Annotated in this window: 8 protein-coding genes and 1 pseudogene; 5 read left to right on the top strand and 4 right to left on the bottom strand. The window is 56.9% G+C overall.

Annotated elements, in window-relative coordinates; all coding sequences use genetic code 11:
* Positions 1–32: 32 nt before the first annotated feature.
* The 4 genes from tagF to GN242_RS08855 all read right to left on the bottom strand — a co-directional run bounded on the left by tagF (position 33) and on the right by GN242_RS08855 (position 4,699).
* On the bottom strand, positions 33–731 hold the full coding sequence (tagF, locus tag GN242_RS08840; protein ID WP_154751430.1) for a type VI secretion system-associated protein TagF: 699 nt from the start codon (positions 729–731) through the stop codon (positions 33–35).
* Complete coding sequence (gene tssM / locus GN242_RS08845) at positions 715–2,853, bottom strand: type VI secretion system membrane subunit TssM (RefSeq protein ID WP_154751429.1); 2,139 nt, start codon at positions 2,851–2,853, stop codon at positions 715–717. Before tssM ends, tagF begins: the two co-directional genes overlap by 17 nt.
* Complete coding sequence (icmH, locus tag GN242_RS08850; protein ID WP_156287311.1) at positions 2,853–4,073, bottom strand: type IVB secretion system protein IcmH/DotU; 1,221 nt, start codon at positions 4,071–4,073, stop codon at positions 2,853–2,855. Before icmH ends, tssM begins: the two co-directional genes overlap by 1 nt.
* A 113-nt stretch (positions 4,074–4,186) precedes the next feature.
* Positions 4,187–4,699: an SH3 domain-containing protein gene (locus GN242_RS08855; protein WP_154751827.1), complete on the bottom strand. Its 513-nt coding sequence runs from the start codon at positions 4,697–4,699 to the stop codon at positions 4,187–4,189.
* A 472-nt stretch (positions 4,700–5,171) separates the two neighbouring features.
* Here GN242_RS08855 and GN242_RS08860 point away from each other — a divergent pair, with 472 nt between their 5' ends.
* From GN242_RS08860 to GN242_RS08880, 5 genes and pseudogenes are all read left to right on the top strand, one after another.
* Complete coding sequence (locus GN242_RS08860; RefSeq protein ID WP_154751427.1) at positions 5,172–6,458, top strand: nitrate regulatory protein; 1,287 nt, start codon at positions 5,172–5,174, stop codon at positions 6,456–6,458.
* Between the two features lie 359 nt (positions 6,459–6,817).
* Positions 6,818–9,634, top strand: a pseudogene (nirB, locus tag GN242_RS08865) (nitrite reductase large subunit NirB); the annotation flags it as partial.
* Positions 9,634–10,488 (top strand): uroporphyrinogen-III C-methyltransferase, encoded by an 855-nt coding sequence (gene cobA, locus GN242_RS08870; protein ID WP_156287313.1) that lies wholly within the window; start codon positions 9,634–9,636, stop codon positions 10,486–10,488. The pseudogene nirB and the gene cobA, both read left to right, overlap by 1 nt.
* Positions 10,489–10,549: 61 nt before the next feature.
* A complete protein-coding gene (locus GN242_RS08875; protein WP_156287314.1) occupies positions 10,550–11,992 on the top strand; it encodes a YchO/YchP family invasin in 1,443 nt (480 codons plus the stop codon).
* Between the two features lie 146 nt (positions 11,993–12,138).
* Positions 12,139–13,044: a bestrophin family protein gene (locus GN242_RS08880; protein ID WP_156287315.1), complete on the top strand. Its 906-nt coding sequence runs from the start codon at positions 12,139–12,141 to the stop codon at positions 13,042–13,044.
* Positions 13,045–13,067 lie beyond the last annotated feature (23 nt).

The raw sequence follows: 13,067 nt of genomic DNA on the forward strand, positions 1-13,067 counted from the left end.
TTCCTGCAATAAGGCCCTGAGGCCTAATCACTCTATTCAAACATCGGCGGATAGAGTCCGTTACGGCCCGGCTGTAACCCGGCCGCCGGATGAAATAACTGCGAAAACAGCTGGGCGGTAAGATTACCGCTGTGCTTGTGGCTGGTCAGTGGATAACCATCACTCTGGTTAGTCCACCAATAGCTGGTGTACTGCAACGGATCGAAGCGCTTTGCCACTTCCTGCCAGGCCAGCGTACAGGGGAGATCCTGATAGCCGATCACATCCATAATATCGGAACGCCCGGTGTCAGGCAGCGACAGCGGAGAGATACCCCGCAGCGCCTGCTCCAGCCAGTCGACGGAGTGGAGCTGCTGCACCGCCTCGTTCAGAGTGGCCCCAAGCTCCTGGAACCACTCCCCGGAGATGGTCAGCTGTGCCGGGTGCCATGCTTTTACCGGCACACTCTGGAGCGCCAGCAACGGCCATGCGCGTCCAACGCGATCCCGCGAGGGCATCAGACAGCCAATCTGCACCCGCTGCACGCCTAAGGTGGCGGGCAGGGCGAAGTTCCACACCGGTGCCCGGCTGAACGGGTCGGTGGCCCCATCATGATGGTGATGCCAGTGAACCAGCCCGAGCTGGAACCAGTTCGACCAGCTGTCAACTAAGGCTTCCGGCATCCGGCGCTGCAAAAAATCGCCGGTTGTTGGAAGCTTGCCATACCATCCCAGGTCATTTCTCGCTGCCATAATGATGACCTTTTCGCTGAACTGCGGTGAATTGCCCGCCAAAAGTGGCGCTCATTGCAGCAGGTTCCCCGACGTTTGCCTGGCGGGAGGCATTTTCCTGGTTAAAGGCTAACTTTTTCAATATCAGCGCGTTATCACGCATATAAGGTGAGCTGAGAATCTGACGATCCAGCAGCTGGCTTAAATGCCAGTCCAGCTGTTGAAGCTGGCTGTTGGTTACGCTGGATGGCAGGCTGAGTTGCAGATTCTTCATCACCCATCCGCGCAGGAATTCGCCATCGTAGCTGCGCGGCTGGTACAGCATCTGATAGGCACGCAGGGCATTCCGGCTGAACTCTGCGTCGTTGCCATCATCATCGCGCAGGGTTTGAGCGATAGTTTGCGCCACCCGCGGCAGTAACAGCGACTTCAGGGCACCCTGATACAGCCCCCACGCAGCATCGCTAATCTGATCGCCCCGGTATAGCCCGCCACGCAGCGTGAGGGGAGGAGCGTCCAGTGAGAAGCTGCTGGTTTGTGGTAGTGCCACCAGGCTGTTTAAGAAGGGTAGCAGATCAAGGATGTTACCGTGATTATTGCCGTTCAGCTTTTTTGCCTGCTCGGTAATCGCGGGTAAGCGCGCAGAGACCTGTTGCAGGTAGTGCTGATTATTATAGTAGCTGGTCAGCCACAGGGCTGAAGTGGCCAGCAGCGTCAGCGCCAGAACGACATAACCGGCGCGATGCAGCAGGCGATTACGATCCTCCCACAGGCGGTCACTGCCCGCCAGGCGGCTCTCTTTGAACACCACATCACACAGCAGACCGCGGATAAAGAAGCTCTGCCCTTTGTTGGCGGGGATCGGCGCGCTGCGGTTCACACTGTCCCAGCTGGCAATGGACTGCCCCTGCGGCTGCGGCAGTTGCAGCTTACGTGACAGCTCGCCCATCACCCGGTCAAACGGCAGTCCTTCCTGAGTGCCGCTGGTAAAGAACAGGCCGCGCGCAGCCCAGGGGGTTTCGCCATTTTGCGGTGAAAAGACAATATCAAGATATTCCGCCAGCAGAGGCCGCAATGCGCAGAACTCCTGCGGGAACTGGAAGCATTCGGCGCGCAGGGTGAGGTCGCTTTCCTGCGCCATCCTGTCGCTCAGATCGGTCATCAGCCGCGTTGAAAGCAGATGAAACTGCTGTTCAAACTGCGCATTAAGCCGACGGTCGCTCTGCCGGCCTGGCTCCCACGGGAAGGTGAAGCCCCAGATTTGCTCACGCTGCTGTTTATCCAGCCGGGCAAAGTAGCGTAAGAATCCTTTCAACAGGTCGGTTTTAGTCACCATAATATAGACCGGGAAAGCGATGCCGGTCTGCTGGTGTAACTCAGCCATACGCTGGCGTAGCGCGCTGGCCTGCGCGTGGCGAACTTCGGCTGAATCGCTCAATAAGTCGGCGATGCTGAGTGTCATAATGACGCCGTTAATCGGCTGACGCGGGCGATAACGCTTAAGCAGGGTGATAAAGGTCTGCCATTCACTGGCATCGCGGGTGCGCTGGCTCTCTTGCAGCGTATAACGGCCGGCGGTGTCGAGAAGTACGGCCTCCCCGGTGAACCACCAGTCACAGTGACGGGTACCGCCGATGCCGCGCAGTGCGGTTTTCCCCATTGAGTCGCTGAGGGGAAATTCGAGGCCGGAGTTGATCAGCGCGGTGGTTTTTCCCGCACCAGGCGCGCCGACGATCAGATACCAGGGCAGCTGATAGAGATACTGCGCACTAAAACGCTGTAGCCAGCCGCCACGCTTGCCGAACTGAGTTTTCTTTAACAGTGCGGCGGCTTCGCTGAAACGGTTATCCAGCATTTCACCAGTGGCCTCTAGTTCAGCATGATCGCTGCTGCTGAGTTGCAGACGGGTCAGCAGTTTGCTGTTAAACCAGGCACGGTAAAGCTGCGGGATGAGCTGAAACAGGATCCACAAAAAGTAGCTCAGGCCGATTAACAGCTGACGATTCAGCGGGCTGTCCAGTGCCTGAAAGCGGGTAAATGACAGCAGCGGCCCGACCATCCAGATCAGCGCAGACAGGGCAGTGACGCCAGTCAGTCCCCATAGCAGGCGGCCGGGCAGCCGTGAAAAAAAGTTCTTCAGCATTATTTTTTCCCCGTAGAGTGGCTGTTGTCTGATTCGGGGGCAGCGAACAGGGTGATTTCAACGCGACGGTTCTGTGCGCGGTTTTCCGCACTGTCATTCGGCAGCAGTGCGCCGCTGTCACCACGGCCCTGGGCACGTATGGTGATGCCCGGCTGGGCAATCAGCTGCGCCATCATGGTACTGATGGCGCGGGCCTGAGCGGCGGAGTATTCATAGTTTGACGGGAAACGGCTGGAAAGCACCCGTTCATCATCGGTGTAAGCGCTGACCTGAATAGTTCCTCTGGCCGTCTCCATTGCAGTTGCTACGCGGGCAATCAGCGCGCGACCTTCAGGAGAGAGTACCGTGGTGGAGTGAGTGAACAGGCGGTCGGCGGGGAGGATCACTTTACTGCCGTTGGCGCTATCGGCCACATCGAGCTTACGCTCGGCAATCAGGTCACTGAGACGCTGGCGCAGATCCAGCAGCTCCTGTGGTGCGGCACCGCGCTGTCCGGCAACCACTTTTGGTAGCGGTGTCTGCCAGATTTGACGCAGCAGCGGTTCGGCAGCATTCCCCAGTCGCCAGTTAAGAGCGGAGAAAATCAGGCAGCCAATAAAAGTGGCGAGGATGACGCAGACCCACAGCGGTACCGGCGGACGCCACAGCGTACTCTGCCCGGCGGCGACGGCGGTTTGTGGCAGCAGCGGCTCCTGCTGACTACGAACATCCTGGATTAGCTGCGCCAGCCGGGTGCGAACGGCATCACGTTGCAGACGGCCATTATCCATCCCGCGATAGCGTCCTTCATAACCCAGCAGCAGACAGAAATGAATCACTTCCAGCAGCCAGAGATGCTGGGCGGGGTTTTGTGAAATGCGCGACAGTAGCTGAAAGACTTTTTCGCCGCCCCAGCTTTCATTATGGAAAGTGATCAGCAGGCCATTGCCTGACCATACGCCCCGGCTGCCCCAGGGGGTTTGCGCGGCGGCTTCATCCAGCACGGCACAAAGGCAGTAACGGGCACCGATGATCATTTCAAAGGGCATACCCGCCTGCTTACAACGCGTCTCGAAATGACGCATCTCATCGATAAGCTGGTGGCGTAAACCGGCCGGGTCGTCATGGGTGGCTGCCAGGCGGATTTGTACAATAGCATTGAGCAGCGGAGAGGCTGCTAACAGTAATGGGTTATCTGGGCTGACCGGTGTGGCTGGGTCAACGGGAAATTCCGACGTCATCAGGATGTGTTAATCTCGGCTGTGTGCCAGCAGGTAATTAGGGTCAACTTCACCAGAAGGTGAATAAACGCTTTTGCTGCCGTCCGTGGCAACGCGGGCTGTGTCAGGTGCGATTACTCAAGAATCCAGGTCGCGGTATTATTGTTGCGACAGGCCTTGCTCTTCCCACCCACATCCACGCACACTTTCTTGCTGTTTTTACGCGGACGCGGTCGGTCACTGCGTAGAGTGGCATCGTACAGGTCGCTCTTCACCCCGGCTTTCAGGGGAACGTAGCCGATTAACTGCTGCTCATCGACTTCCGCAATAGCGAGCCAGCGGTTTTCAACTTCACCCAGCACGGTAAATGGCTTGCCGTTTTCCAGGTAGCGCACCACCTTACCGCTATAGTCAGGGCTGGTCATGACCGAGGCATTATACAGCGCCCGATAGTTCTCATTCACCGGGGTAAAGGACGCGGGTGCCTTCACTGCATGACGGTGCGTTAACGTCACGCCATCGACGACGCTGGTGACTATGGTGTCATCGTTAACGGGCGGCGGTGGTGCTTTGCATCCTGCTAAAGTGAGCGCGGCCAGCAGGGTAAACGCGATGCTAATTTTCACATTGATCCTCGTGAATATCATCAATAAGTCGGGTTCTTTTCACACGCAACACGGCGGCTTTGAGCTAGTCCGGGAACGCGTCATCAAACATAGACTGCTCTCAACATTCCGGGATAAAATTTTACAGGTTTACATAAAGATAATTCTTAGCCCAGTTTACCTGACGCTTTTGGGAATGGGAACAATTGCAGTAACGTGATGAACATGTTAGCACGGGTTTTAAGCGTGACAGAGTTTGCCTGAAAGGTGACAAAACGGCAATTTGATTAGCGTCAATAACCACTATTCTGCTCTGCGTTATGGTAGCTACTGAAAAACCAGCTGACACGTTTCTTCGCAGCCGGGTAAATGAGTAAATTTGGTTAATTAACTTTCAGTTGCCTCATTTAATTTCAGGTTGCGATTTTTCAGCTAAATGCCAGAACAGAGCAGTGTGTGATGTCGGTACGGCTTTTGCTTTGCTGGAATAATCGCGAAAAAGCGGAGAACACCGATGAGCACTCAATATCCTTCAGCCCTGGCATTTCTGCGCGCATCCAGACAACAGGAAATCGCCGCTTTGCGCCATCTGTTGAACAGCGGCAGGCTGACTACTGAAGTCAGCCATCTGATCCATGAGTTGCAGCGCGAACGTGGGGCCAGCAATATCTGGATCTGCTCTGCCGGTGAGGAGTTCAGCGATGAACTTTCCCGGTGCGGCCGTCAGGTAGCGCGCAGCCAGGAAAGAGTGATGGCGCTGCTGCCGTCGCTGCCCGAAGTGGCAAACGACTGGCCAGCATCCAGTCGGCTGTTCAGCGCTATTGCCATTGCGATGCAGGCGCTTAATGAACAGGAAGTGTTACGTCAGCAGGTGCGGGCGTTGCAGCTGACCCATACGCAGGCGATGACCGGCTTTAATCATATTATCCGGCAGCTGATGCATCTGGTATTTGAAATGGTTGATACCGCCTCCGATCCCGGCGTTTCACGGGCGCTGATCGCGATGTACAGCTTTATGCAGGGAAAAGAGCTGGCCGGGCAGGAGCGTGCTGTAGGATCGGCGGGGTTTGCCGCCGGGCACTTCCCTCCGGAACTGCGTCAGCAGATGCTGTCGCTGATTGATGCTCAGGAGCGCTGTTTTAGTAATTTCACCCAGTTTGCCGATGACGAGACGCTGCAATGCTGGCAGTCAGTGGCGCAAAGTGAGAGTGATGTGGAGCGGTTAAGGCGTATTGCCTGCACGCTTACACGGCCTGATGAACAGGGCGCGGCAATGGCGCTGCGCTGGTATCAGTCCCTTTCACGGCGCATTGACGGATTAAAAACCGTTGAAGACCGGCTGGCCCATGCGCTGATGCAGCGCTGTCGCCAGAGTATCAGCGAGGCGGAAGGGCGCGGAGATATCGGCCCGGCAGAGATGCAGCAACAGATGAAGCAGCGCGCGGAAGAACCGTCCTGGAGTGTATTTTTTACCAGCTACGACGGGCAGCAACCTCACGCGGAGCCATTACAGGCGGATGGCCTGGCACCACAGCTAGGGCGTTCGTTATTGACGCTGGTGCAGCAACAGTCCAGGCGCCTGCAGGATCAGGATGATGAACTGGCGGCCATGCGCGCCAGCATTGAAGACCGTAAACAGATTGATCGCGCCAAAGTACTGCTGATGCGTCATCAAGGCTACAGCGAAGATCAGGCGTGGCAGACCCTGCGCAAGATGGCGATGGATCAGAACAAGCGCATGGTAGATATAGCCAGCGCATTGCTGGCGGTGGCATCTGCATTTACCACCCCGGCGCAGTAAACCTGCACAAACAGTGTGCAGGATTTGCCTCATCGCAGCGCACAACGGCGTGCCCTGCGAAGAGGAGCGCACGGGCAGAGTAGCAAAGCAGGGCAGATAAGGTGTTGAGAAACCCGGCAGCGCAGCGCTGATAGCGCAGTAAGGCGTGTTGGCACACCGCTTGCATTTATTCTCAGGCAGTTTACAGACAACATAACGCATTTGTTCCGCCAACGGTGGGGGATCGAGTGCTTTGGATAAAGGCGTCCAACCGCATGCATCACGCATGACGGTGGACGCCTTTTTTTATGATTTTTTTTCAGGAAGCATCGATGATGAGCGATAAACATAACTTAGCGGCTGCCGCACACGGTGGCTTACCCGATAATGAAAAACCCACGCTGGTAGTGGTCGGGCACGGTATGGTGGGTCAGCATCTGCTGGAGCAGCTGGTCAGCAGGCAGCTTCATCAGCAGTATCACATCGTGGTTTACGGCGAAGAGCGCTATGTAGCCTATGACCGCGTGCATCTGTCGGAGTATTTCGCAGGCAAGGGGCACGCAGAGCTGTCGCTGGTCGCTGATGGGTTTATCGAACAGCACGGTATTGAGCTGCGTACCGGTCGTCAGATAGTGGCTATCGATCGTCAGCAGCGTCAGGTGCTGGAAAACGATGGTCGCGCCCAGCAGTATGACCGCCTGGTGCTGGCCTGTGGCTCCAGCGCGTTTGTTCCGCCGATCCCCGGCAGCGAACACTCATCCTGCTTTGTTTATCGTACCCTCGACGATCTGGATTCCCTGGCCGCCAGGGCTGCCGGGTCAAAGCGCGGCGTGGTGATTGGCGGTGGGCTGCTGGGTCTTGAAGCGGCTAACGCCCTGACCCGCCTCGGCCTGGAGACGTCAGTGGTGGAGCTTTCCCCGCGTCTGATGGCAGTACAGTTAGATGACGGCGGTGCGGCGATGCTGCGGCGTAAAATCGAGGCGCTGGGTGTCAGCGTACTCACCGGGAAGGCCAGCCAGCGTATTGAACCGCAGCCCGACGGTACCCTGCAATTACACTTTGCTGATGGCAGCCTGTTAGAAACGGATCTGGTGCTGTTCTCTGCCGGTATCCGTCCGCGCGATCGCCTGGCCGCTGATGCCGGTCTGACGCTGGGCGAACGCGGCGGTATCGCCATTGACGACCATTGCCAGACTTCCGATCCCTCTATCTGGGCAATTGGTGAATGTGCCGCCTGGCAGGGGCAGCTGTATGGTCTGGTGGCACCGGGTTATCAGATGGCTCGGGTGCTGGCCTCTACTCTGGCTGGTGAAGAGGCGGCGTTTGTCGGTGCGGATATGAGCACGAAGCTGAAGCTCCTCGGGGTGGAAGTTGCCTCAATGGGCGATGCGCATGGCCTGACGCCGGGCAGCCAGAGTTACTTCTGGACCAATGAACCGCGCGAGATTTACAAAAAAATCGTGGTATCAGCAGATGGTAAGAGCCTGCTGGGCGCGGTGCTGGTGGGTGACAGCAGCGAATATAATATGCTGTTGCAGATGATGCTCAACGGCATGGCACTGCCGGAGGCACCGGAAACGCTGATCCTGCCGCAAAGCGCGGGGCAGCCATCGAAAGCGCTGGGCGTGGCAGCATTACCTGACAGTGCGCAGGTTTGCTCCTGTCACAACATTACCAAAGGGGATATCTGCGCGGCGGTGAAGGCTGGCTGTAGCGATATGGCGTCACTGAAAGCGACGACCAAAGCGGCCACCGGCTGCGGCGGGTGCGCGGCGCTGGTGAAAGAGGTTATGGAGTACCAGCTGGCCGATCTCGGCGTTGAAGTTAAGAAGGATATCTGTGAGCACTTTGCATGGTCGCGTCAGGAGCTTTACTCACTGATCCGCGTTGGCAATATCAGAACCTTCGAACAGCTGCTGGCGAAGCATGGCCAGGGGAGCGGCTGCGAAATCTGTAAACCGCTGGTGGGGTCGATGCTCGCCTCCTGCTGGAATGATTATTTGCTGACCCCTGCTCTGCTGCCATTGCAGGATACCAACGATCGTTACTTTGCCAATATTCAGAAGGATGGCACCTACTCAGTGGTACCGCGCATGCCGGCAGGTGAGGTCAGCGCCGAGGGGTTAATTGCCATTGGTGAAATCGCCAGGAAGTATCAGCTTTACTGCAAAGTGACCGGCGGTCAGCGTATTGACCTGTTTGGTGCCCAGCTGGAGCAGCTGCCGGAAATCTGGCAGGCGCTGGTGATGGCCGGGTTTGAAACCGGTCATGCCTACGGCAAATCGCTGCGTACGGTGAAATCCTGCGTGGGTTCCACCTGGTGTCGTTACGGCGTACAGGATTCAACCGGATTCGCTGCCCGTCTTGAGAACCGCTACAAAGGCCTGCGCACACCGCATAAATTCAAAATGGCAGTTTCAGGCTGTACCCGCGAATGTGCGGAAGCCCAGAGTAAGGACATCGGTGTCATTGCCACCGATAAAGGCTGGAACCTGTATGTGTGCGGTAACGGTGGGATGAAACCGCGTCACGCCGACCTCTTCGCCAGCGATCTGGATGATGAGCAGCTGGTGCGTTACGTCGACCGTCTGCTGATGTTTTATATCCGTACCGCCGATCGTCTGCAACGTACCAGCACGTGGATGGATAATCTGGAAGGAGGGGTGGAGTATCTGCGCCAGGTGGTGATTGACGATGTGCTGGGGATTGCCGCTGAACTCTCCGACGATATGCAGCGCGTGGTTGACAGCTATCAGTGCGAATGGCAAACCACTCTTGCCAATCCTGACCGCCTTGCGCTGTTCCGTCGTTCTGTTAACGAGGCACAGCCGCTGTCAGAGTGGAATGCAGTGTGTCAGCTGGATGAAATCCCGCCGCAGGCAGGCATTGGTGCAAGACTCGGCGTACAGCCTATTGCACTGTTCCGCCTGGAGGATCAGGTTTATGCGCTGGACGATCGCGAGCCGGGAACGGAAGCCTGTGTCCTGTCACGCGGGATACTGGGCGACAGCGGCGGTGAAGCGATGGTGATCTCACCGCTGTACAAACAGCGCTTCCGCCTCAGGAACGGTCAGAGTCTGGATAACCCGGCGCTGTTCCAGCGTAGCTGGCCGGTGAAAGTGGAGCAGGGGCAGGTATGGGTCGCGGCCAATCCGCTGATACCAGCCGAGAGTGCAACCTTCGCCCGGAGTGAATAATGGCGACGAAAATACCTTCACTGGATAAACTGCTGCTGCGGGGGACGGCCTCGCAGCAGGCGGGTGCGGTATGGCTGGTTGGGGCCGGGCCGGGGGCAGTTGATCTGCTCACGGTTCGTGCGCTGCGCCTGATTGAACAGGCTGATGTGGTGGTGTATGACCGGCTGGTCAGCGCTGAAATTCTGGCGCTGATCCCGCCCGCGTCGCTGGGTATTGATGTCGGTAAAACGCCAGGCTTCCACGGCATGAAACAGTCGCAAATCAACCAGCTGCTGGCAGACCTGGCGCTGGCCGGACATCAGGTGATCCGCTTAAAGGGCGGCGATCCCTTTATCTTCGGCCGTGGTGGCGAAGAGATGGTGTGGCTGCAACAGGCAGGAGTAACCTGCCATATCGTCCCCGGAATTACCGCCGCTACGGGCTGCGCAGCGGCCAGCGGTATTCCGTTAACCCATCGCGATCTGGCGCAGTCGGTTCGTTTTATTACCGGCCATGGCCGTGATGGCAAGCCGGAGCTGGACTGGCAGAGCCTGCGCGATGCCCGCCAGACGCTGGTGTTCTATATGGGGCTGACATGGTGTGCGGCGTTAAGTGAGCGACTGATCGCCTCCGGACGTGATGCGCAAACCCCGGTGGCGATTATTGAGCGCGGTACCCGCGTCGATCAGCGCACCCTGATCACCCGGCTGGATCAGCTGGCACAGACTGTGGCGGAGCAGCAGCCGCAGTCACCGAGCCTGCTGATCGTCGGTGATGTGGTGAGTTTATACCGTGAGGAGGGAGAGCTGACCTCTGCTGTGATGGCTGCGGGGCGTCCGTTTTTCGCCTCAGTTACCGATTCTGTGCTAAGGTGATTAGTATGATTTTGTGAACAAACTCACACTTATGCGGTTAAAAAGTATTGCCATTGAGGTTATGAGTCAATTTAGTCGTTTTTTATCTATCTCCCCATCTCTGGTGTTGTTCCTGGCAGCGATCGGCCTGCCGCTTAACGCTGCGCAGGCGTTCGATCAGCCTGCGCGCGTACCCGATGCCCCATTTGACGATCCCACACGCTTCGCTCAGATGCAGCAGCAGCTGCCCGGGCTTGGCATAGTGGAGAGCGACAACGGACTGGCGAAAAAAATTGCCACCGCAGCAAAAAGCATCGGCGAAGCCAGTATGAATAACGACAGCGACAAGTCCCTGCGTGAAGAGGCTCGCGTCTGGGCTTTTAATCAGTTCCGGGATGCAGCCACTCAGCGCGCAGCCAGTGAAAGTGAGCAGCTGTTGTCACCTTATGGCCGGGCCAACGTTTCGCTGGCCGTTGATGATGCCGGAAGTTTTACCGGTACTTCCGCTCAACTGGTGACGCCATGGCAGGATAATTATCAGTATCTGACGTTCAGCCAGATCGGTGTGGAGCAATCTGACTACGGTACGGTCGGCAATGCCGGGCTGGGGCAGCGCTGGATCGCCGGGAGCTGGCGCGTGGGTTACAACGCGTTTGTTGACGATCTGCTGACATCACATCAGCAGCGTGGCTCACTGGGCGCTGAGGCCTGGGGGGAGTATCTGCGTTTTTCGGCAAACTATTACCATCCGCTTTCGGGCTGGCGCAACCACAACAGCGCCTCACAGCAGCGGATGGCGCGGGGCTATGACATTACCACCCGGGGCTATCTGCCTTTTTATCGCCAGCTGGGCGTGACACTCAGCTATGAGCAGTATCTGGGCAACCATATTGATCTGTTTAACAGCGGTAATGCCACGGAAAACCCCACGGCAGTTTCGCTGGGCGTAAACTATACCCCGGTGCCGCTGTTTACCCTCTCAGCCAGTCATAAAGAGGGGGACGGCGGGGAGTCGCAGGATCAGTTCGCGCTAAAAATGAATTACCGCATTGGCGTGGCTCTGAGCCAGCAGCTCTCTTCCAGCAACGTTGCCGAGGCGCAGTCTTTGCGGGGCAGCCGTTACGATCAGGTTAACCGCAACAACTCCCCGGTGATGGAGTTCCGTCAGCGTAAAACGCTGTCAGTGTTCCTTGCCACCCCTCCCTGGCAGGTACAGCCGGGTGAAACCCTGGCGCTGAAGTTGCAGGTACGCAACAGCAATCCTGTTAAAGCGGTCAGCTGGCAGGGGGATACGCAGTCGCTGAGTCTGACACCTCCTGCGGATAATGCCAGCGTTCAGGGCTGGAGTATTATTATTCCGCCCTGGGACAGCAGTCCGGGTGCCAGCAACGAATATCATCTTTCGGTAACGCTGGAAGACAGCAAGCAGCAGCGGGTAACCTCTAACTGGATCACCCTGAAGCTGGCCCCTCCGGTGACGCTGCAGGCCCCGGATAACGGCAGTTTCAACCTGATGGCCCCCTGAAAACAGGGTATTCTGCTATTTGCTGAATTCATGATTTTTGTCAATACGCCGCCTGAAAATATATGTGACTAAAGTCACAAAATACCACTTCTCAGCGGCGGAAATTTTCTGCACAATCTGCGAAAAATCCCACTCATCTGCACATCATGATCATCCGTCCTAATAGTCACTGGTTTGTACGCCTGTTTGCCTGGCACGGTTCGGTATTACCCGGAATCTGGTTCCGCTTAACGCTCAATCTGCTGATGTCCCTGATCGCTATTTTTTGTCTCGACTGGTATGAAACCCTGGGTATTAAGCTGACTCTCGCGCCCTTCAGTCTGCTGGGGGTGTCGATTGCGGTATTCCTCGGTTTTCGTAACAGCGTCTGTTTCAGCCGTTTTATTGAAGCGCGTATGTTCTGGGGGAATCTGTTGATAGCCTGCCGTACGCTGCAACGCCTCGCGCTGGCGATTTCACCTGCGGATGCGCCGCGTGTGATGGCGCTGCTGCTGGCTTTTTGCTACAGCCTTAAGCACCAGCTGCGTCACAGCGACGCCCACCAGGATTTGCGTCGTTATCTGGGGGATGAAGCGGATGAAGTGCTGAAACGCCGCTCGCCCACTAACTTTATTGAACTGCAACTGTCGCAATGGCTGGCTGAACAGCGCCGACGCGGTAATCTTTCTGACATTCTCTATATGCATATGGACAGCAATATTAATCAGCTGTCGCAGGTGCTGGGCGGCTGTGAACGGCTGGCCAGTATGCCAGTACCGTTTGCTTATGGCCTGCTGCTGCACAGAACCGTCTATCTTTTCTGTACGCTGCTGCCGTTTGCGCTGGTGCCTGATTTACATTATATGACGCCGCTGGTGTCGGTGTTTATTGCCTATACCTTCCTGTCGCTCGATACCCTGGCGGAAGAGCTGGAGTTGCCGTTTGGCTTTGCTAATAACCATCTGCCGCTGGATGCAATGTGTACCACGATTGAAATTAATCTACGTGAGATGAATCTGGAAGAGGATCTGCCGGATACTCCGCGACCAGATTGCCGCTATCGGTTGACCTGAACCGGGTTAAGTGACCACAGGCC

The organism is Erwinia sorbitola (genome assembly GCF_009738185.1).
Lineage (GTDB): Bacteria > Pseudomonadota > Gammaproteobacteria > Enterobacterales > Enterobacteriaceae > Erwinia > Erwinia sorbitola.